At 65.6% G+C, this 19,826-nt stretch carries 19 protein-coding genes; 8 read left to right on the forward strand and 11 right to left on the reverse strand.

The annotated features are described in order from the left end of the window. Window positions 1-123: 123 nt before the first annotated feature. Window positions 124-1,428 carry a CitMHS family transporter gene (locus DVS29_RS26885; protein ID WP_118183572.1) on the reverse strand — a complete coding sequence of 435 codons (1,305 nt, stop codon included), beginning with the start codon at window positions 1,426-1,428 and terminating at the stop codon, window positions 124-126. 100 nt (window positions 1,429-1,528) lie between these two features. On the opposite strand from DVS29_RS26885, the gene DVS29_RS26890 reads away from it, so the two are divergent. The 5 genes from DVS29_RS26890 (at window position 1,529) to DVS29_RS26910 (ending at window position 5,288) form a co-directional block, all read left to right on the forward strand. Continuing rightward, window positions 1,529-2,506, forward strand: a complete 978-nt coding sequence (locus DVS29_RS26890; protein WP_118183646.1) for a LysR family transcriptional regulator — start codon at window positions 1,529-1,531, stop codon at window positions 2,504-2,506. A 102-nt stretch (window positions 2,507-2,608) separates the two neighbouring features. Next, window positions 2,609-3,202, forward strand: coding sequence for a cytochrome b/b6 domain-containing protein (locus tag DVS29_RS26895; RefSeq protein WP_118183573.1), 594 nt, complete (start codon window positions 2,609-2,611; stop codon window positions 3,200-3,202). Window positions 3,203-3,206: 4 nt separating this feature from the next. Beyond that, the gene (locus DVS29_RS26900; RefSeq protein WP_118183574.1) at window positions 3,207-3,980 is read left to right on the forward strand and encodes a molybdopterin-dependent oxidoreductase; all 774 of its coding nucleotides are present in this window, start codon (window positions 3,207-3,209) and stop codon (window positions 3,978-3,980) included. A gap of 67 nt (window positions 3,981-4,047) precedes the next feature. Next, the gene (locus DVS29_RS26905; protein WP_118183575.1) at window positions 4,048-4,662 is read left to right on the forward strand and encodes a hypothetical protein; all 615 of its coding nucleotides are present in this window, start codon (window positions 4,048-4,050) and stop codon (window positions 4,660-4,662) included. 200 nt (window positions 4,663-4,862) lie between these two features. After that, entirely contained in the window at window positions 4,863-5,288 is a 426-nt protein-coding gene (locus DVS29_RS26910; protein WP_118183576.1) for a DUF3237 domain-containing protein, read from the forward strand. A gap of 51 nt (window positions 5,289-5,339) precedes the next feature. Here DVS29_RS26910 and DVS29_RS26915 read toward each other — a convergent pair whose 3' ends face one another. The 4 genes from DVS29_RS26915 to DVS29_RS26930 form a co-directional block, all read right to left on the reverse strand. After that, the gene (locus DVS29_RS26915; protein WP_118183577.1) at window positions 5,340-8,123 is read right to left on the reverse strand and encodes a bifunctional diguanylate cyclase/phosphodiesterase; all 2,784 of its coding nucleotides are present in this window, start codon (window positions 8,121-8,123) and stop codon (window positions 5,340-5,342) included. Beyond that, window positions 8,120-8,884 carry a substrate-binding periplasmic protein gene (locus DVS29_RS26920; RefSeq protein ID WP_118183578.1) on the reverse strand — a complete coding sequence of 255 codons (765 nt, stop codon included), beginning with the start codon at window positions 8,882-8,884 and terminating at the stop codon, window positions 8,120-8,122. Before DVS29_RS26920 ends, DVS29_RS26915 begins: the two co-directional genes overlap by 4 nt. Before the next feature lie 355 nt (window positions 8,885-9,239). Continuing rightward, entirely contained in the window at window positions 9,240-10,229 is a 990-nt protein-coding gene (locus DVS29_RS26925) for a bifunctional helix-turn-helix transcriptional regulator/GNAT family N-acetyltransferase (protein WP_118183579.1), read from the reverse strand. A 162-nt stretch (window positions 10,230-10,391) separates the two neighbouring features. Beyond that, the gene (locus tag DVS29_RS26930) at window positions 10,392-12,104 is read right to left on the reverse strand and encodes a purple acid phosphatase family protein (protein WP_118183580.1); all 1,713 of its coding nucleotides are present in this window, start codon (window positions 12,102-12,104) and stop codon (window positions 10,392-10,394) included. A 258-nt stretch (window positions 12,105-12,362) separates the two neighbouring features. Between DVS29_RS26930 and gcvA the strand changes: the two genes are divergently transcribed. Continuing rightward, window positions 12,363-13,313 carry a LysR family transcriptional regulator gene (gcvA, locus tag DVS29_RS26935; RefSeq protein WP_118183581.1) on the forward strand — a complete coding sequence of 317 codons (951 nt, stop codon included), beginning with the start codon at window positions 12,363-12,365 and terminating at the stop codon, window positions 13,311-13,313. Here the strand turns inward: gcvA and DVS29_RS26940 are convergent. Beyond that, window positions 13,294-14,187, reverse strand: coding sequence for a LysR family transcriptional regulator (locus tag DVS29_RS26940; protein WP_118183582.1), 894 nt, complete (start codon window positions 14,185-14,187; stop codon window positions 13,294-13,296). The two genes, gcvA and DVS29_RS26940, sit on opposite strands and share 20 nt — an antisense overlap. Window positions 14,188-14,275: 88 nt before the next feature. Between DVS29_RS26940 and DVS29_RS26945 the strand changes: the two genes are divergently transcribed. After that, window positions 14,276-15,052, forward strand: a complete 777-nt coding sequence (locus DVS29_RS26945) for an NAD(P)H-dependent oxidoreductase (RefSeq protein WP_118183583.1) — start codon at window positions 14,276-14,278, stop codon at window positions 15,050-15,052. Window positions 15,053-15,081: 29 nt separating this feature from the next. Here DVS29_RS26945 and DVS29_RS26950 read toward each other — a convergent pair whose 3' ends face one another. Continuing rightward, window positions 15,082-16,011: a LysR family transcriptional regulator gene (locus DVS29_RS26950; RefSeq protein ID WP_118183647.1), complete on the reverse strand. Its 930-nt coding sequence runs from the start codon at window positions 16,009-16,011 to the stop codon at window positions 15,082-15,084. A 108-nt stretch (window positions 16,012-16,119) separates the two neighbouring features. Here DVS29_RS26950 and pcaD point away from each other — a divergent pair, with 108 nt between their 5' ends. Further along, entirely contained in the window at window positions 16,120-16,926 is an 807-nt protein-coding gene (pcaD, locus tag DVS29_RS26955; RefSeq protein WP_118183584.1) for a 3-oxoadipate enol-lactonase, read from the forward strand. A gap of 6 nt (window positions 16,927-16,932) precedes the next feature. Here pcaD and DVS29_RS26960 read toward each other — a convergent pair whose 3' ends face one another. The 4 genes from DVS29_RS26960 to DVS29_RS26975 all read right to left on the reverse strand — a co-directional run bounded on the left by DVS29_RS26960 (window position 16,933) and on the right by DVS29_RS26975 (window position 19,744). Then, window positions 16,933-17,322: a cupin domain-containing protein gene (locus tag DVS29_RS26960; RefSeq protein ID WP_118183585.1), complete on the reverse strand. Its 390-nt coding sequence runs from the start codon at window positions 17,320-17,322 to the stop codon at window positions 16,933-16,935. Between the two features lie 75 nt (window positions 17,323-17,397). Then, window positions 17,398-18,240 (reverse strand): helix-turn-helix domain-containing protein, encoded by an 843-nt coding sequence (locus DVS29_RS26965; protein ID WP_118183586.1) that lies wholly within the window; start codon window positions 18,238-18,240, stop codon window positions 17,398-17,400. A 77-nt stretch (window positions 18,241-18,317) separates the two neighbouring features. Beyond that, complete coding sequence (locus DVS29_RS38270) at window positions 18,318-18,530, reverse strand: hypothetical protein (protein WP_118183587.1); 213 nt, start codon at window positions 18,528-18,530, stop codon at window positions 18,318-18,320. Window positions 18,531-19,039: 509 nt separating this feature from the next. Further along, the gene (locus DVS29_RS26975) at window positions 19,040-19,744 is read right to left on the reverse strand and encodes a hypothetical protein (protein ID WP_124800721.1); all 705 of its coding nucleotides are present in this window, start codon (window positions 19,742-19,744) and stop codon (window positions 19,040-19,042) included. Window positions 19,745-19,826: the final 82 nt, after the last annotated feature.

Below are 19,826 nucleotides of genomic sequence, written 5' to 3' on the forward strand. Positions count from 1 at the left end.
GGCGCGCACTGTCTGGCTGCGAGTTGCTGAGAGCAATTGCTCGCGCTCAAGCGCCGTCAGATTCATCTTTTCCATGCATTTCATTGAATACCACATCGGGTGCCTTTTCAATGACGCAATGGACTAGAGGGGAAAAATGCCAAGCACGACGCACGCGAGAGTCATCACGAGCGACGCGCCAAATAACAGCGGAAACGTGAATTTCTGGTGATCGGCGAGATCGATGCCCGTCAGGCCGCAGACCAGAAACGTGGCCGGCGTGAGCGGGCTCACCGGAAAGCCGGTCGTCATCTGGCCGAGCAGCGCGGCCTGGCCGATCTTCACCGCGGGAATGCCGAGGTGCGACGCGATCTCGGCGATGACCGGCAGTACACCGAAATAAAACGAGTCCGGATCGAACAGCAGGCTCAACGGCATCGACAGCACGCCGAGCGCCACCGGAATATGCGGCGCCATCGAAACCGGCACGAAGCCGACCGCCGTCTGCGCCATCGCCTTCAGCATGCCGCTGCCCTGCATGATGCCGGTGAACACGCCGGCCGCGAGCAGGATGCCCGCCATCATCAGCGCGGCGCGCGCGTGCGCGTCGATGCGCTTGCGCTGCATCTCGACATCCGGGTAGTTGACGAGCAGTGCGATGCACAGCCCGACCATGAACATCAGCGCGGGCGGCACCTGCTCGCCGAGCGCGACCATCGAGCCGAGCACGATCACCGTCAGCACGATGTTGAACCAGAAGTTGCGCGGGCGGCGCAGCGCTTTTTCCTCGTCGGTCAGCACGCGTTCGGGCATCGGAATCGAACCGTTCGCGCCCGTCAGCCCGAGCCGCTTTTCTTCGCGGCGGCCAAGCCAGTACGCGGCGCCGAACACGAACACGAGCCCGATCAGTTGCACCGGAATCAGCGGATTGAAGAGCGCGGGCACCGGCAGATGCAGCGACGCGGACGCGCGGATCATTGGGCCCGTCCACGGCAGGAAGTTGATGCCCGCCGCCATCGACGCCGCCGCGGCCAGCACGCGCCGGTCCATGCCGAGGCGGTCGTAGAGCGGCAGCATCGCCGGGATCGTGACGAGGAAGCAGACCGCGCCCGAACCGTCGAGGTGAATCAGCAGCGCGAGCAGCGTGGTGCCGATCACGATGCGCGTGGGGCGCGTGCCGACGGTGCGCAGGATGCGGTCGATGATCGGATCGAGCGTGCCCGCGTCCGTGATCGTGCCGAAGTAGAGGATCGCGAATACGAACATGCCGACCACGGGCGCGAGGCTCTTCAGCCCGTCGATCACGAATTTGCCGGTATGCAGACCGAATCCGCCGACGAGCGACGCCGCGACCGGCACGACGATCAGCGCGACGAGCGGCGACATGCGCTTCGACAGAATGGCGGCGAGCAGTACGACGATGGTGGCGAGGCCAAGGAGCGGCAGCACGATGGATGTCTCCAGTCTTGTGTTTTGATGCTGTCGAGCGTAATTTCGGTCTATCGATAACACAATTGAAACGATTTCATCGCAGCAATTACAGTTAATGATCGATCTCAACCTGCGGGAGATTCGCGCGTTCGTTGCAGTGGCGCAGACCGGCAGCTTCACGCGGGCCGCCACGCGCCTGCATCTGTCGCAACCGGCCCTCACGGTGCAGATTCGCCGGCTCGAGGAGCTGATCGGCACCCGCCTCTTCGATCGCAACAGCCGTAGCGTCGCACTGACTGCGGCCGGGCGGGAGCTATTACCGCTTTTGCAGAAATCTCTGTACGATATGGAGAACGTGCTGCATGACGCGCGAGCACTTGGCGATGGGTCGAGCGGAAAACTCCGCATCGCATGCCTGCCGTCGTTCGCTTCGAGCGTTCTGCCGGACTGCATCCGGTCGTTTGCGCGCACGCTGCCGGGCGTCACGTTCGAGATCCGCGACGTGGTGGCGAGCGTCGTCAATCAGCTGGTGCGAAACGAGGATGTCGACCTGGGCGTGACGGGCGGCGAGGTGGACGACCCGGCGCTCGACGTGCTGATCGCCGGCACCGACCAGCTCTGCGTGGTCTGCCCGCGCGGGCATCCGCTCGCGAAGCCGCGCAAGGTCAAGCTCGCGGACATCGTGCGCTACCCGCTCGTGCTGACCGCGGCGGGCACCAGCGTGCGCGCCGTGGTGGACCGCGCCCTGGCCGACGCGGACGTCGAGCCCACGCTGACGTGCGAACCCACTTACATGATGACCGCGGTCGCGATGGTCCGTGCCGGGCTGGGCGTGACCGTGCTGCCGGGCTCAGCGCGCGAGGTCCATGCGGAACCGCATCTCGTCGCGCGACCGATCGACGACGCACGCTTCACGCGGCCCATCGCGCTCGTGAAGCGGCACGGCCGGTCACTGTCGAAGGCCGCCAGTGCGTTCGTCGACGTGGTCGCGCGGCAACTTGGACAGGCCACGCCCGACCGATCGCACACATCCCGCATTGGCCGCGAAAGTCACAAGACTGCATTGCGGCCAATAAAATCAATCCGCCTGGAATAAACCCATCGACGATGGCGTTCGCCACTTGTCGCCTGCCTTGTTGCCGGCTTTCGGGCATGTCCGTGCGCGCGCGGCAGCCCGCATCCTTTCAGCGAGAAAGCTTTGAGCGAGTCTCCGATTCAACCGCTGTGGGTCCGCGTCACCCACTGGATCAACGCCGTCGCGATCGTGCTGATGGCGATGAGCGGCTGGCAGGTCTACGACGCGTCGCCGATCTTTCCCGGGTTCACCTTCCCGCCGACGATCACGCTCGGTGGCTGGCTCGGCGGCGCGCTGCTGTGGCACTTCGCGGTGATGTACTTCCTCGTCGCGAACTTCGCCGTGTACGTCGTGCTGAATCTCGTGACCGGCCGCTGGCGCCGCAAGCTGTGGCCCGTCACGCCGCGCGCGGTGCTGCGCGATCTCGGCGCCGCGCTGCGCGGCTCGCTCAAACACGACGACCTGTCCCGCTACAACGCCGTGCAGAAGCTCGCGTACTTGCTAGTGATCGCCGACATCGTGCTGGTGGTGCTGTCGGGCCTCGCAGTGTGGAAATCCGTGCAGTTTCCGCTGCTGCGCACGCTGATGGGCGGCTACGACAACGCGCGCGTCGTGCATTTCTGCGCGATGAGCGTGCTGGTCGCGTTCTTCGCCGTGCACGTCGCGATGGTCGCGATCGTGCCGCGCTCGTTGCTCACCATGATTCGCGGACGCTAAACCGATGAGCCTTCGAAACCGCCTGCAACGCGCCGACGCCGACCTTATCGTCAAGGACGCCCAGCGCGAACTGAAAAGCCCCGCGCGCCGCCTGCTCGGCCGGCGCATCCTGTCGCTCGGCGGCCTCGTAATGCTTTCGGGCTGCGACCTCACGAACGACAAGTCCGTCGATACGATGCTGCGTCGCATGTCGCGTTTCAACGACGACGTGCAGGCGCTGCTGTTCGATCCGAACGCGATGGCGCCCACCTACCCCGAGTCGATGCTCACGCGGCCGTTCCCGTTCAACGCTTACTACGACATCGACGACGTGCCGGAAGTGGACCCCGCGACGTACCAGTTGACCGTCGGCGGACTCGCGAAGGGCAAGCGCGTGTGGCATCTGGAAGAACTGCGCGCGTTGCCGCAGGAAAGCCAGATCACGCGGCATATCTGTGTGGAAGGCTGGAGCGCGATCGGCCATTGGGGCGGCGTGCGCTTCTCCGACTTTTTACGGCGCTCGGGTGCGGACACCACCGCGAAGTACGTGTCGCTGCATTGTGCGGACAACTACTGGACGAGCATCGACATGCCCACCGCGCTGCACGCGCAGACGCTCCTCACGCTGACCTACGACGGCGCCGTGCTGCCGCCGAAATACGGCTTTCCGATGAAGCTGCGGATGCCGACCAAGCTGGGCTACAAGAACCCGAAACACATCGTCGCGATCACCGTGACGAACGACTACCCCGGCGGCTATTGGGAGAACCAGGGCTACAACTGGTTCGGCGGGTCCTGAGCGTCGCCGGCTCAACGGGCATCGGGCCGGTACGGCCGATCATTTCCCATTCTCTTCCGGAGCTGCCATGAGTCATCGATTCACCCTGGGCGCGGGCGCGCTGCTGCTTGCCGCCTCGAGCGTCGCGTTCGCGCAGACACCCGCCGCGAAACCCGAGCGCATTCGCGGCGAAGTCGTTTCGCTGGACGGCAATACGCTGAAGGTGCATCGCCGCAGCGGCGACACCGTCGACATCGCACTCGCGCCGAACGCCACGATCTCCGCCGTGAAGGCGCTGCAGCTGAGCGATGTGAAGCAAGGCGAATTCATCGGCACCGCCGCGACGACGGGCGCCGACGGCAAGCTGACCGCGACCGAAGTGGTGGTGTTTCCGGAAGCCGCGCGCGGCACCGGCGAAGGTCACTACGCGTGGGACCTCGGGCCGAACAGCAGCATGACCAATGCGAACGTGGACAGCATCGTGCAGGGCACGTCGGGACGCGATCTGAAGCTGTCGTACAAGGGCGGCAACAACACGGTGACGGTCCCCGCGAATGTGCCGATCGTGACGTTCATCCCCGCTGCCCGTTCGGATCTGGTTGCGGGCAAGAAGGTGTTCGTGGTCGCGACGCATCCCACGCAGGGCACGTTCGAAGGGCAGCGCGTGGTGGTCGAGAAGGATGGCGTTGCGCCGCCGATGTGAAGTTGAGGTCGATGTCGATGTGATGACGCGTGACCGTGCGGGCGGATGCTGGAACCGCACGGTCATCCGCCACCAGCGCACCACGCGCAACCGTGGCATCCTCCAGGTTCCCCGACACCGACGGTGACCTCCATGTCCACGACCCGTTTCGACGAACTCCCCGCCGCACTCCAGCAGATCCAGACCGCCCGCTCTTCGTGATGAAGCTCGACGTGAAGCCGCTCGTCACGGTCGGCGAAACGCCGGGATCGTTCCGCCGCATCGGCATCGTGCCGTCCGGCACCTTCACGGGAGAGCGGCTGTCGGGCAAGGTGCTCGACGGCGGCGCCGACTGGCAGGATGTGCGCAGCGACGGCAGCACGACGCTCGACGTGCGCCTCACGCTGGAAACCGACGACGGCGCCTATCTGACGATGGCGTATCGCGGCGTGCGGCATGGTCAAAAGGACGTGATGGAACGGCTCGCGCGCGGCGAAACCGTGGATCCATCCGAATACTATTTCCGCACCCTCGTCACGTTCGAAGCGCCGGTTGGCAAGTACGGCTGGCTGAATGGCATCGTCGCGGTTGCGACCGGTCACCGCTTCCCGGATGGCCCGGTGTACAGCGTGTTCGAAGTGCGATGAGAATGCGCGGCGTGACGCGATGCAAAGCATAAAGCGAGGTATGCCGCCCGCTCAGTCGACCATCGTGTCCGGTTCGATCGGCGAGGTCTCGACGGCGGTCTGGCGCCGCTGGTAGCCGGCCACGAACGTTTCGAACAGCTCGACCGGCAGCGGCCGCGCGAAGTAGAAACCCTGAAACGCGTGGCAGCCGGCGCGCACCAGAAAATCGCGCTGCGTTTCCGTCTCCACGCCTTCCGCGATCACGCCGAGGCCGAGCGTCTGCGCGAGCGCGACGATGGTGCGCGCAATCACCGCGTCGTTCGCATCGACGAGCACGTCGCGCACGAACGAGCGGTCGATCTTCAGTTCATCCAGCGGCAGCCGCTTCAGATACGACAGCGACGAATAGCCGACGCCGAAGTCGTCGAGCGAGAACGCGACGCCGATCGCCTTCAGCGCGGAAATCTTCTGGATGATGTCGCGCGCGTTCTCCACCAGCACGCTTTCGGTCAGCTCGATCTTGAGCTTCGTGGGGTCGGCGCCGGTGCGCGCGAGCAGCGTCATGATCCGCTCAACGAAACGCGCATCGCGGAACTGCCGCACGCTCACGTTCACCGCGACCACCAGATGCGCGAGCATCGGATTCATGGCCCAGCGCGCGAGCTGCAGACACGCGGTCTCCATCACCTTGCTGCCCAGTTCGAGAATGAGCCCGGTATCTTCCGCAAGCGGAATGAACTCCGACGGCTGCATCAGCCCGCGCTCCGGATGCTGCCAGCGCACCAGCGCCTCGGCGCCCGTCACGCGGTCTTTCGAATTCACCTGCGCCTGATACTGAACGAAGAACTGGTCTTCCTCGATCGCGCGGCGCAGCGCGGCTTCCATCGCCGCGCGTTCCATCACGACAGTCTGCATCGACGGATCGAAGAAGCACATCGCGTTGCGGCCGCGTTCCTTCGAGCGGTACATCGCGAGATCGGCCTGCTTCAGCAGCTCGTCGATCGACGCCTTGTGTCCTCTGAACACGGTCGCACCGATGCTCGCCGACGTGCGGTAGTCGATCCCGTCGAGCTCGTACGGTTCGCCGAGCAGTTCGAGCATCGTCGTGCCGACCGTGCCGGTGTGACCGATCGCCTGGCCGCGTCCCGCCCCCAGGCCGCCCAGCACCACGACGAACTCGTCGCCGCCAACGCGCGCCACCGTATCGCCTTCTCGCACGCATCTCGCCAGCCGCTGCGCGACCTGGCGCAGCAGCAGGTCGCCCTTGTCGTGACCGAGCGTGTCGTTCAGCGTCTTGAAGTTGTCGAGGTCGATGAACAGCAGCGCGCCGTACGCGCCGCTCTGCGCGCTCGCCGCGATCGCGTCGCGAATGCGCTCCCACAGCAGCGTGCGGTTCGGCAGACGCGTGAGCGAATCGTAGAACGCAAGCTCCTTGATCTGCGCTTCGGCCTTCTTGCGCTCGGTGATGTCGCGCCCGCTGGTACGGAAGCCGGTGAACGCGCCCTGCGCATCGTAGATCGGCTCCCACGACACCGACAGCCACAGGGTCGAGCCATCCTTGCGCACGCAGCGGAACTCGAGATCCGTGCCGCGCAAACCCTGGCGCCCGCGCGTCAGTTCCGGCGCGACGCGCGGCATGTCTTCGGGATGGATCAGCGTGGCCGCGAAATCGTCCATCGCCATGCATTCGTCGACGGTATAGCCGGTGTATTCCTTCACCGAAGGATTGATCCAGCGCGGCTTGCCGTCCGGTCCCCACCACACGTCGAGATTCACCGCGCAGTCGGCGATCGCGCGAAATTTCTGCTCGCTCTCGCGCAGCTCGCGCGTCATCACCGACGCGAGCCGCATCGCACGGCTGCGCCCCGAGCCCAGTGACCATGCGAGCACGGCAAGCAGCAGGCTCAAGCCGGTGCCGGTGAAGAAGATCAGCCACTCCGCCTTGCGGTCGTAGCGCGCTTCGAAGCTGTCCAGTGCCTCGAGCGACAGCAGCCAGTCGTGGCCGCCCACCACCAGATATTCGTTCGCCGACATCAGCACCGGCGTGTGCGCCGCATTGGCGTCGCGCTTGCGGTACATCAGCGCGGCCGGCGTCGGCTCGACGCCGTCGTAGATCGCCATCGACACGCCCGCCGGCTGCTCGCCGTACAGGCTCGCGACCACGTCGTGCATATGAAACGACGCATAGACCCAGCCGATCAGCGCGGCGCGGCGCTGTTCGACGGTGTCCTGCGGCGCGCCGCGCGCGTACAGCGGCAGATACATCACGAAGCCAGGCTGCGTGTCCTTGTCGGTATCGATCGTCAGACGCACCTTGCCCGACACGACCGCGAGCCCCGAGTCGCGCGACTGCTCCATCGCCGTACGGCGCTGCGGTTCGTTCCATGCATCGAAGCCGGTCACGTCGCGCTTGCCGTCGCTGTGCGGCTCGCGCAGGATCACGGGCCCGTAGTTGTCGCGCACGCCGGCGGGCTTGATCGCATAGTTCGGCATGCCAAGCTTGTGCATCGCGTCCACGTGCTGCGCGTAGTCCGCGCCGCGCACCCACTGCACAACGCCGAGCGACGCGACGCCCGCGAAGTTCGGATCCGAGTTGACCGCGTTGATGTAGTCGCGAAAGCGGTTCAGATCGATCGAACCGCTGGCGATGAAGAGACCCTGCGCGCCGCGCAGCAATTCTTCATAAGTGGCCATGCGCTGCTCGACGCGACCCACCGTGTCGCCCATCGCATGATCGAACTGGGAGAGCAGTTCCCGTTGCGATGCCTGCCGTTCGTGATGCCAGAGCGTGAACGTGACCGCGAAGCCGGCCAACAGGATCAACACCGGCAGCAGGAAAAGCCGCAGCCTGTTCACGGCGGCAGACGCACGTTGACCATCGATGCGGCGAGGTCGGGTTTGAAGTACTTCTCGAAGATGCGCAGCACCGTGCCGTCTTCGCGCATGCCGTTCACGAGCGCGCGCCATTTCGCCTGCTGCGCCGGCGACAGCGCCTTCTTCGACATGATCAGCCCGTGCGGCACCGCCGGATCGTTGAACTCGACGATCGTGGTCACGTCGCGGATGCGGGTTTGATCGACGGCCGGATAGTCGAACGGCTCGATGATCATGCCCTGGATGTCGTTGTGTACGAGCGCGTCGTACAGCGGCTCGAGACCGCCGGCCTGGCTCACGCGGTTGTCGGCCGCCAGCCGGTCGACGAGTCCGTTCGCCGCGTCGCTGTAGCGGAAGCTGCGGATCACGCCCAGCCGGAAATGGCTGTTGTGCTCGGCATCGGCAACCTTGCGGATGCCCGCGTCCTTGCGCACCAGCAGATAGAACTTGTCCGCGAAATACCACGCAAACGTCGCATAGCGGTCACGATCGGCATTGGTAATGCCGGACAGGCTGAAATCGAGCGCGCCCGATTCGATCAGATTCCAGATGCGCGCGCGCGACATCAGGCTCACGTGAATCTCGCAGCCGCTGCGGCGCGCGAGTTCGTCCGCGAAGTCTTTATCGATGCCGGTATTCGTTTCCTGTGAATACAGGAGGCCGTGATCGTGCAATGCGAGCGTGAATGGGCGCGTGCAATCGGGCCCCCCGGCCGCAACGGCCTGGGCAACGCAGCACAACATCAGGAACAGGCCGCCGAGAAGAGATCTGGTCACAGCGCCTCCGCGCTGAAAATTCTTGGTTTTTATGACGACTTCGCCTGTCGCGGACAACCGACCCGTCGTACGGCCGTCATCGCCTCGAAGATGACGCGTACCCGGTTGCCCGTTTCAACGCCAGCGCGACTGGCCGCCTATGATAGTGCTGAAATTCGCATACGGGTTAACGGAGCCGCGGCGCGAGACTTGAGCGTGCTGCCGCCTGGCCGCAACGGAACCGTGGGCATTTTCGGCGCCGCGAAAGGCGTGAGCGCAGATAGTAACGTGGATTAATTTCCGCCGCACCTGGTGGCTTTGCCCCTCAACTTTGGCCTGCCAATCAAACCGGCGCATTCGGGCGAATCCGTCTGAAGCGCTGTTCGGTCACGGCGGTGCCCCATTGCGAGCCCGCGAACTCGTCGGTCAGCTGAAAGCCCCACGATTCGTACAGGTGGCGCGCCGCATCGAGCCCCTTGAAGGTCCACAGGTACGTTTCTTCGTAATGCCGGTCGACGAATGCCATTGCCCGCGACATCAGCGCGCGCCCCATTCCGGTCCCACGCAACGAATCGTCGACGATGAACCAGCGCAGATGCGCGACCCGCGCGTCCAGATCGCCGTCGATGGCCAGCGACGCCAGCGTGCGGCCGTTCTCCACGCACAGCCACAATTGCCTGCCTTCGGCGGGCAGGCTTTCCGCGAACGCGGCCAGCTCCGTCGCGACCCGCTTCTCGAAGAACGCGCCGAAGCCCCAGTGCTCCGCATAAAAGCGGCCGTGCAGGCTCGCCACGTCGCCGATGCAGCCCGGCCGGTAGCCTTCGGCGATCGCGACGCCCGTTGCGCCGTCCACGGCCTCGGCGGCGGGCTTCGCGAGATTGCCCTGCGCCAGCGCATCCGCATAGAGCGCGAGCGAGCGCACGAGCGTCTGCTGCTCGGCGGGCACGAGGCGCCGCAGCGCATTCGACACCTGATCGGTCGCAAAGCGGTCGATCTTGCGCCGCAGCGTCTGGCCCGCCTCGGTCAGCTGGAGCCCAAACGAGCGCGCATCGTCCGGTGCCGCGTTGCGGCGCACCAGCCCTTCCGATTCGAGCCGCGCGACCTGGCGGCTCATGTTCGACTTGTCGAGCCGCAGGATCGCCGCGAGCTCTTTCGCGGCGATGCCCGGCTTCGCGCCGATCTCGAGAATCGCATGCACGGCCGACGGCGCGAACTCGCTCTCGGCCAACGTCGCGCGCATGAAACCCAGCTCGCGCACGAGGCGCCGCGAGAATTCGCGCAGTTCGAGAATGGTGCTGTCCCGCGGCGCGGCGGGGGGATCGATGACATCCATGACGGCTCCTTGCCATTGGCGCGGCCATGAATCCGCCACGCATGAGTTGCGCTTCGCAACCAATCTAGTTGCGAAGCGCAACCCGCGCAAGCAGTAGTTTTACGGATCGTCAGCGAAAAAGGCCCGCGCGACGCGGGCCCCGCACATCACAACACCGCGCGCTCAGCCGCGCCGCGGCTTCACGAGCTCGATGGTCTCGAACAGCTCGTAACTGGCGGTCGGCGTCTTGTCGGCACCGGGCGCGTGGTAGTAGTTCATCGTGATCTTCGTCGCGCCGCCCGGATGGCCCGGGTCGTGATCGAACACCGCGATGCCGTAGCCCGTGCCCGTGTCGCGCTGCGCGGACCAGATCGCATCCTCGACCGCGTCGGCCGCCGGACGCACGAACGCACCCGCGGTCGTCGTGCTCGCCACCGGCCGGTTCGACTTCGTGAACACCTGCGCCTGCGGCTTGCCCGTGCCGACGTCGAGCCCGTACACGTCGAGCGGCGCGCTCGTGCCGCCGCCGCCGAGAATCAGGTGGATCGTGCCGTGGCTCGTATCGAAGGTGGTCGCGCTCGCGGCCACCGCCGGCGCCGGACGCGGCTGCAGCGTATCGACCGCCTGGCCGGTCGCGACGTCGGTGCCGGCGTTGTGGTTGCAACCGCGCACCGGGTAGCTGCGCTCGTAGTCGTGGTCGTGCCCGCACAGCACGAGGTCGACGCCATAGCGGTCGAACAGCGGCAGCCACGCTTCGCGAATGCCCTTGTCCGAGCCGTTGCCGGTCTTCGACGAGCTCAACGCATCCTGATGCATCTGCACGATGATCCAGTCGATATCGTCGTCTTCATGCGCGCGGCGCAGCGTGTGTTCGAGCCAGCGCGTCTGCTCGCCGTTGCTGTAACCGCGCACGTACAGCGACGTGCCCGCCGGAATCGGCGCATTGCCCGTGCTCGCGACCGGCACCAGCGGCGTCGGTCCCGCGACGAACGCCGAAGCGTCCTGATAGACGACGTCGTCCGCGTCGAGCGACACGAACAGCACCGAGCTCACGCGGAAGCTGTACCAGTGGCCCGAAAAGCGCGTGCCGTTGTCGGGCAGCGTATAGCGCGTCAGATACGACGTGAGTCCCTGCTCGCCGTTGTAGAACTCGAGTTCGTGATTGCCGGGGCACGGCATCCACGGACGGTTCGCGGCCGAGCTCTGGTTGTTGTTGCCGAAGTCGCGCCACACGTCGGGCTGATGCGTCGGGTTCAGGTTCGCGTAGCAGAGGTCGCCGTTGAGCAGGTGGAAGAGCGGCTGGAAGCGCTCGACGGCCTGCACCGCGAAACGGCTCTGCGGATACGACAGCGCCCAGGCCGTGTTCGGCGTCGCGAGGTCGCCGTAGCTCGTGAAGCGGAACGGCGCGCGGCCGTGCGGCGCGGTGCGGAAGGTCGCGCTGAACGGCTGGCCGGCGCTGCTGTCGTTGTCGGCGGTGACTTCGTATTCGTATTCCGTATCCGCCTGCAGGTCCGACAGCCGCGCGTGATACGCGATCACGATCTCGCCGTTCAGGCCGTCGGTGTAGCTGCGCTGCACGCCGTGCACGCTGGTCTTCTTCTCGCCGCTGCGGCCGTAGCGCACGCGCGGATTCACAGCGGCCGCGAGCGACGCCCACGACACGATCACTTCATGCGCGGGCTCCTTGCCGAAGGTCAGGTGGATCTGCTCGGGCGTGCCGTCCGGCGTCGACGACGTCGCGCGCGATACGGACGCGAGTGTGCCGGTGGCGGTCGCGAAACCGGACGCGCCGGCGAGCTTCAGGAAGCCGCGGCGCGACACGTTCAGGGCCGGGCCATCGTCCTGGCTCGTGGATAAATCGATGGGCGAAGCATCAGCGGGGTTGTTGTTCGACATGTCTGCGTTCTCGTCCGGGGAGGGAGGGACGCTCGCGCATCTCCGTGGCACGACGGAGTGCCGCCAGTGCGCCAGACCGGCCGCACCTGGCCAGCCGCGCGGCGGGCTCGACCCGTACATTAGTCGTGCTGCCGTGACCGGGCTATGACACCGCAAAGCGCGCACCCGCTCGCTGCGGACGGGCCCGGCGCGGTTCCCGACGGCGCCAGGCGCAAGCGAGGATAATGGCGCCAGCCCCAAGAAAATCTATCACCTTCGATGCGTCCTCATCTTCCGCTCAATGCGCTGCGCGCGTTCGAATCGTCGGCGCGACACCTGAGTTTCACCCGCGCGGCCCAGGAACTGAACGTCACCCAGGCAGCCGTCAGCCAGCAGGTGCGCAGCCTCGAGGAGCGGCTCGGCTGCACGCTGTTCCGGCGGCTGCCGCGCGGCCTCGGCATCACCGACGAAGGCCAGGCGCTGCTGCCCGTGCTGAGCGATGCGTTCAACCGGATCGAGACGGTGCTCAAGCAGTTCGACGGCGGCCATTTTCATGAAGTGCTGACGGTGGGCGTGGTCGGCACGTTTGCTGTGGCGTGGCTGATTCCGCGCCTCAAGCTGTTTCGCGACACGCATCCGTTCGTCGAACTGCGGCTCCTGACCCACAACAACCTCGTCGACCTCGCGGCCGAAGGGCTCGACTTCGCGATCCGTTTCGGCGAAGGCAACTGGCCCGGCACGCAGAACGCGAGACTCTTCGACGCGCCGCTCGCGGTGCTGTGCGCGCCCGAGATCGCGAAGCGTCTTCTCACGCCTGCCGACCTCGCGAAAGAGACGCTGCTGCGCTCGTACCGCGCGGACGAATGGCAGAACTGGTTCGCCGCGGCCGGGCTCGAGCCGCGCACGCTGAACGGACCGGTGTTCGATTCGTCGCGCCTGATGGTGGAAGCCGCGGTGCAGGGCGCGGGCGTGGCGCTCGCGCCGCCGCGCATGTTCGAGCGCGAGCTGCAGACTGGCGTGCTGGTGCGCGTGTTCGACACCGAAGTGCTGACCGGCAGCTACTGGCTGACCTGGCTGAGATCGCGCGAGATGTCGCCGGCGATGCAGCTCTTCGTTGCGTGGATTCTGGCCGAAGCTGAACGTGACGAACCCGGTGACGAACCCGGTGACGGGCCCGATGACGGGTCTGATGGCGGTTCCACGCACGCCCTCACACCGACCGCGCGATGAAATCCCGCAGCCATTGATGCGCGGGATCGCGATGCGCGCGCTCGTGCCATAGCATCGACATCTCGTAGCCCGGCACCTCGACGGGCGGCTCGACGATCCGCAGCGCGCGGCTGTCGCGCACCAGACGTTCCGGAATCATCGCGACGAGATCCGTGTGCTCGATCACCGACCTGACGAACAGGAAGTGCGGCACCGACAGCACCACGCGGCGCGCCAGGCCGCGCTCCGCGAGCGCGGCGTCCGTGGGACCGCTGAAGCCGCCGCCATCCGGCGACACGATCACCTGTTCGAGCGCGCAGAACTGCGCGAGCGTCGGTTTGCGCTTGAGGCTCGGGTGCCCCGCTCGCGCCGCGAGCACATAGCGCTCGGTGAAAAGCGCGCGGCGGCGCAAGCCGGGCGGCGCGCCTTCCGTCGTATGAAACGCGAGGTCGATGTCGCCCTGCTCCGCCTGCTTCGCGACCCGCGACGGCACTACTTCGATCACGGCGAGGCGCGAACCGGGCGCTGCGCTTCGCAGCCCGGCCAGCACCGGCTGCACGACCGTCGACTCGCTGTAGTCGGACGCGGCGACCCGCCATGTGTCGTCGGCCGCGGCGGGATCGAACGGCGCGGCGGGCGACACCGCGCGCTCCAGCGCCGCCAGCGCCTGCCGCAACGGCTCGCGCAGGTCGTCGGCGCGCGCGGTGGGCCGCATGCCGCGCGGCCCCGGCAGCAGCAACGGGTCGCCGAAGATGTCGCGCAGCCGCGCCAGATGCACGCTCACCGACGGTTGCGACAGATTCAGCCGCTCCGCTGCGCGCGTCACGTTGTGCTCGGACAGCAGCACGTCGAGCGTCAGCAGCAGGTTGAGGTCGAGGCGCCTGAGATTAATCATCACAATACCTGACATTTCATCAATTCATTTCCAATATACCAGTGCGCGTCGTACGCTGTTCTCCAGAGTCCTTTCCGGAGATCGAAACATGAACGTCCTGCTCGTCTATGCCCACCCCGAACCGCGCTCGCTGAACGGGTCGCTGAAAGATTTCGCAATCGCGAGCCTCGAAGCGGCCGGCCACCATGTGCAGGTGTCCGACCTGTACGCGATGCAATGGAAGGCATCGCTCGATGCGAACGACAGCCTCGACCGTGAGCCCGACGCGCGCTTCAACCCGAGCCTCGATTCGAAGCACGCGTTCGCGAACGGCCGGCAAAGCGCGGATATCGCGCAGGAGCAGGCGAAGCTGCGCTGGGCGGATGCGGTGATCCTGCAGTTTCCGCTGTGGTGGTTCTCGATGCCCGCGATCCTGAAGGGCTGGGTCGAGCGCGTGTATGCGTACGGCTTCGCGTATGGCGTCGGCGAGCACTCGGATTCGCACTGGGGCGATCGCTACGGCGAAGGATCGATGGCGGGCAAGCGCGCGATGCTGCTCGTGACGACGGGCGGCTGGGAGTCGCACTACGGCGCGCGCGGTATCAACGGTCCGATCGACGACGTGCTGTTCCCGATCCAGCACGGCGTACTGTATTACCCAGGCTTCGACGTGCTGCCGCCGTTCGTCGTGTACCGGACGAGCCGGATGGACGACGCGCGTTTCGCGTCCGTTCAGGACGAGCTGGGCCAACGCCTCGATACACTGTGGACCACGCCGCCGATTCCGTTCCGTCAGCAGAACGCGGGCGATTACGAGATTCCGGCTCTTACGCTACGGCCGGAGATCGCGCCGGAACGGTCTGGGTTTGTCGCTCATCTGGCTTGAGCGGCTGCGCGAGGTGGCGGCCGCTACCGCTAGCGGCGGCCGCGGCGGGTTCCTTCCAGTTCATCGCGCAACGCTGAAGCCTGCGCCCCGATCGCGTCCCACAGCCGGTTCGCGACGGGGCCATGCGGGCGATCGCGCCGCCGCGCCGCCACCACTTCCTCGCGTCGCCCGGGCAATGCGCGGCTGACGATCGAACGCAGGCTGCCGTCGTCCAGCTCCGCTTCGATCAGGAAGCGCGGCAGATGTCCCCACGCGAGCCCCTGCAGAATGACCTCTTTTTTCATCGTCTGATCGGGCACCGTGCATTGCTGCGCGCCGTCGAGCACGAAGAAGTCACGAGCCGGCGAATGACGCGCGGTATCGCGGATGATGCACTGGGTGAACGCGCGCAGCTGCTTCGGTTGAGGAGCGCGCGCGGTCGGATCGGGCAGCAGCGCCGGCGCGATCACCGGCACGAACTGCACCTTGCACAGGTCGATCCACTCGATCCGCGCGTCTTCCTTGTCGACCCGATGCAGGATCAGATCGGCATCGCCATCCAGCAGGCGCTCGATCGGCCCCGTTACCGCTTCGAAATGCAGATGCAGCCGCGTGCCTGGACAGCCGGCGAACAAGCGGCTCAGGAGCCCGAGCAACGGCGCGCGCGGACACACGTCGCCGATCACCACGTGCAGCTCGCTCTCCTCGCCGTTCGCGAGATGCGTCGCGTGTTCGTGCAGGTCGTCGAGTTCGCGCAGAAGCGCCTGTGAGCGCCGATGAAACGATGCGCCGGCCTCCGTCAGCCGCACGCGATAGCCGGCGCGATCGAGCAGCGTGAGTCCGAGCTGCCGCTCGAGCCGCGCGACCGCGGAGAAGACGGCGGGATGCGAGCGATGCAGCGTCGCCGCGGCGGCCTGAAAGCCGCCCGCATGGACCACCGCGTCGAAGCACTGCAGATCGTGGAGCGTGAAATCGGCCATGTTCGTTTCGCTGACAAAGATTGTGCGATCTTTGTAATAGCTTTGGCGATCGCGCGCAACTACGATGGGTTCGTCATAGTCAATCACCGAACCCGGAACCCATCGAACATGAACACCCTTTCCAGTTTCACCACGTCGGACGGCTGCCGCATCGCATGGCGTCTCGACGGCGACGAACATCGCCCTGTGCTCGTGCTGTCGAATTCGATCGGCACCTCGCTGCATATGTGGGATGGCGAAATCGCCGCGCTGGCGTCGCGTTTTCGCGTGCTGCGTTACGACACGCGCGGACACGGCGCGTCGGGCGTGCCGTCGGGAGACTATTCGCTCGCGCGTCTCGGCATGGACGTCGTCGAGCTGCTCGATCATCTCGGCATCGAGCGCGCGCATTTTCTCGGGCTGTCGCTGGGCGGCATCATCGGGCAATGGCTCGGCATTCACGCGGCCGGACGCATCGAGCGTCTGGTTCTTGCGAACACGTCGTCGTATCTTGGGCCGGTGGAGCAGTGGAAAGACCGCATCGCGTCCGTGCTGCGCGTAGCGGACACGGGGGACATGACGGAAACCGCCGAAACGTTTCTGCGCAACTGGTTCCCGGCGCGCATGCTGGACGCGCGGGAACCCGTCGTCGAGCGATTTCGCGCGATGCTGCTGGAGACCGACCCGCGCGGTCTCGCCGGCTGCTATGCGGCCGTACGCGATACCGACCTGCGCACGGCGATCGCTTCGATTCACGTGCCGACGCTCGTGATCGCCGGCCGCTACGACACCGTCACGGCCGCAAGCCACAGCGAAGCGATCGCCGCGACGATACCGGGTGCGATGCTCTTCGTGCTGCCCGCGGTGCATCTGTCGAATGTCGAATTTCCGCGCGAATTCGTACAGGCCGTGACGGGATTTCTGGACGAAGCCTGAGCGGCCTCAAGCGTCGCCGGTCGGCACGATGCCCGCGCCTTCCACCATCAGCATCACCGTCTTTTCCGGCGCGCGCGGCCGGTGCAGCGTGCCTTTCGGCACGACGAAGCCGAAGCCCGGCTGCAATTCGACGGTGCGGCCTTCGAGTTCGATCAGCAAACGGCCGCTCACCACGTAAAAGAACTCGTCCTCGGTGTCGTGCTTGTGCCAGTGGTACTCGCCCTGCACCACACCGAGTCGCACGACCGACTCGTTCACGCGGCAAAGCGTCTGGTTGTACCAGGGGTGCTGGTTCGCGGCGACGAGCGACGGCACGTCGATCACGTGCGCGGCGCCGAACAGCACGTCGAGCCGCGTCAGGTAAGGGGAAGAACTGCTCTGCACGACATCCTCCATGGCGGATCGCCTTCGTTTGTTGAATCAACGAGCGATTCTGGAGCGCCATGCAGGCGGGTGTCTTGAACGATGCCGTCAGGCTTTGGAACGGGAGCGATCGGCCGCAAAGCGTGCCCGATACGCGCCCGGCGTCACACCGGTCCTGCGGCGGAATACGCGCGTGAAATGGCTTTGATCGGCGAAGCCGGCTGCTTCCGCGATCGCCGCCAGCGAGTCGCGCCCCGCTGCGAGCCGTTCGCACGCGAAATCGACGCGCAGGCCGCGCACGTAATCGCCCACGGTGCAACCGAAGCGCCGGCGAAACTCGCGCGCGAGATGGTCCGCGCTCACGTGGCTCCCGGCCGCGATCGCTTCGAGCGAAAGCGTCTCGTGAAAACGCTCGCGCAGCTGCGCTTCGACGCGATCGAGCCACTGGCGGCGACGCCCGGCGGACGTCGCGGGGTTCGACGCGCGCTCGCACGATGCGAGCAGTTCGAGAATCAGGCCTTCGATGGCGAGCGGCGTGGCAGAGTCCTGCTCGCGGCATTCGAGCGTCAGGCGACGCATGAACCACGCGGGCATGCCGCCCGCGAAATCCGCGGGACGATCGAGCACCTGCGTGCGGCCGCCGAGCCGCTCCACCCACGACGACGCGAACTCCACGTGCAGCGCTTCGCCGCCCTCGCCGTACCAGCGGTTCGCGTGAGGCACACCGGCTGGGAACAGCGTGAGCGACATCGGCGCGTCCTGTCCGTCGCGAGCGGACCACGAGCGTGTGCCCTGACCGCCGAGCACGAAGCAGAAGAACGGGTTCAGGTGTTCGTGCTGCGGAATGATCAGGTTGGTGGCGAAGTGCGTTTCGGCGATCGCGATACCGTCGGCGCTGTAGCGCGGCAGCGTGGCGCCGAAATAGTCGCCGGGTTCGAGAATTCTGAGCATGAGCCCTCCAGCGGGCAGCGGGGGCGCAAAGGAACGCGCCCGGGCGGGGCTCATTTTACGCGTGCGGCAGCCTGGACTCAGTCTGTCGTGAAGATCTCGATGCTGCCGGCCTGAAACGCGTCGACGCGCCCCGCGCCCAGATCGAGGATCAACTGGCTGATTGCATCGATACGCTGTTTCAGTGCCCTTCCTTCTTCGTGCGACATACCCTCGAACCTGCGGTTCAGAGCGGTACGCGCGTGAACGAGATACTCGATCGCCGCCGCACGGGACTGGAAATGACGTTCCATTGTGATTGATGTTTTCAGTAGTCAAAGCGACGTGCGGAACCACCGCCACCGCACGACCCATTCATGGCCCAATGAATGTGCGCCGATTATATCGCCAAAGACTCTGAAAAGAATTGAGATTTTTTGCGCTAAAGGAATCCGAATCGTTACGGTCGAATACGTAGCTTTAGTCAGGCCGGTCCGCGTTGCCCAGCTTTGATGGCGTCATGTGAACGCGATTGATCGCAATGCGGAAATGCCAATCGAAATGCCTTAAAAACAGGCGCTCACGCCGCTTCCGCAGCGCGATAGAACTCGTCATTGCGCTTGATTAAAGGCATTCGACTAACAAAGATCGAACCGCAAAACGCGTAATAGCGCTCCGGCACAACCCTTTAGAAATCGGCAAATGGCGAAGCTTTGAAGCCGCACTAAAGCCGCTCAATTCGTTCGCTTGATCAGCATTACGCGAATTATCGAGTCGTCGCAGTTGAAGACGCGCGGTTAAAGCCGATCAAGCCGCCCGGCGTTCAGTCCGTTTCAACCGGTCTGGCTGCCGCGCGCTGCGCGTCAGCTTCGAGCAGCGTGGCAAGCCGGTCCAGCAGTTCGTCGAGCGGGCGCTCGTCCGGATGCAGTGCGACGGCCTGAACGAGCGGGTTAGGATGCGCGGCGCGCTCTTCCGCGCTGAGCGACGCGACATGGGCATCGACCAGTTCCGACGCGTGCCCCAACGCCCCATACGAATCCTGCAACGCCGCGACCGTTGCTTCGGCCACGCCCGTCACGCGCGCTTCGGATCCATACGGCAAGACCGCGACGCCGTCATGAAAAAACACCACGCCATTGCGCGGCGTCAGAAACGGCAGCAACGCGGCGCCTTGCGGCAACTGCAGAGGAGGCGTGGACGTATCAGAAGCCAGCATGACGTCGAGCCGCTCGCGGGTGACCGCAAGCAGCCGCTTGGCCAGCGACGTGGGTGGGTTGAGCCAGGGATCCGCCGCAATGGCGGCTGCCCGGATTCGCCGGGCGCGAAGTACGGCTAGCAGGCCCGGCACTGCACAGCTCAGGAAGCCGCCGAGGAACCACACGATCTGCATATCTACGTATCTGACTGGTACATCCGCCCCGTTTGACGGACAGCGCGTCCCCGACGCGACGTGACGGTCACCAGCGCCTGTTTTACGTTCGATGGTACTTTCAATGGTACTTTCGATGGCGGACGCGACCGTCAGCACATCGTAACACTTTCAGTGACAACGCGTCCGTACCGCGGGCATTGCGCTCCGTTTCCTTGTGTTTCACCGTAAGGGGGCACGG

This window comes from Paraburkholderia phosphatilytica, assembly GCF_003443895.1.
Taxonomy (GTDB): domain Bacteria; phylum Pseudomonadota; class Gammaproteobacteria; order Burkholderiales; family Burkholderiaceae; genus Paraburkholderia; species Paraburkholderia phosphatilytica.

Bases quoted from the DNA above. Each gene is read 5' to 3' on its own strand.
- DVS29_RS38270 (WP_118183587.1), bottom strand. From the start codon at position 18,530: ATGGAACGTCATTTCCAGTCCCGTGCGGCGGCGATCGAGTATCTCGTT.
- DVS29_RS26960 (WP_118183585.1), bottom strand. From the start codon at position 17,322: ATGGAGGATGTCGTGCAGAGCAGTTCTTCCCCTTACCTGACGCGGCTC.
- gcvA (WP_118183581.1), top strand. From the start codon at position 12,363: ATGCGTCCTCATCTTCCGCTCAATGCGCTGCGCGCGTTCGAATCGTCG.
- DVS29_RS26930 (WP_118183580.1), bottom strand. From the start codon at position 12,104: ATGTCGAACAACAACCCCGCTGATGCTTCGCCCATCGATTTATCCACG.
- DVS29_RS26920 (WP_118183578.1), bottom strand. From the start codon at position 8,884: ATGTTGTGCTGCGTTGCCCAGGCCGTTGCGGCCGGGGGGCCCGATTGC.
- DVS29_RS26950 (WP_118183647.1), bottom strand. From the start codon at position 16,011: ATGGCCGATTTCACGCTCCACGATCTGCAGTGCTTCGACGCGGTGGTC.
- DVS29_RS26900 (WP_118183574.1), top strand. From the start codon at position 3,207: ATGAGCCTTCGAAACCGCCTGCAACGCGCCGACGCCGACCTTATCGTC.
- DVS29_RS26940 (WP_118183582.1), bottom strand. From the start codon at position 14,187: ATGATTAATCTCAGGCGCCTCGACCTCAACCTGCTGCTGACGCTCGAC.
- pcaD (WP_118183584.1), top strand. From the start codon at position 16,120: ATGAACACCCTTTCCAGTTTCACCACGTCGGACGGCTGCCGCATCGCA.
- DVS29_RS26965 (WP_118183586.1), bottom strand. From the start codon at position 18,240: ATGCTCAGAATTCTCGAACCCGGCGACTATTTCGGCGCCACGCTGCCG.
- DVS29_RS26905 (WP_118183575.1), top strand. From the start codon at position 4,048: ATGAGTCATCGATTCACCCTGGGCGCGGGCGCGCTGCTGCTTGCCGCC.
- DVS29_RS26925 (WP_118183579.1), bottom strand. From the start codon at position 10,229: ATGGATGTCATCGATCCCCCCGCCGCGCCGCGGGACAGCACCATTCTC.
- DVS29_RS26910 (WP_118183576.1), top strand. From the start codon at position 4,863: ATGAAGCTCGACGTGAAGCCGCTCGTCACGGTCGGCGAAACGCCGGGA.
- DVS29_RS26945 (WP_118183583.1), top strand. From the start codon at position 14,276: ATGAACGTCCTGCTCGTCTATGCCCACCCCGAACCGCGCTCGCTGAAC.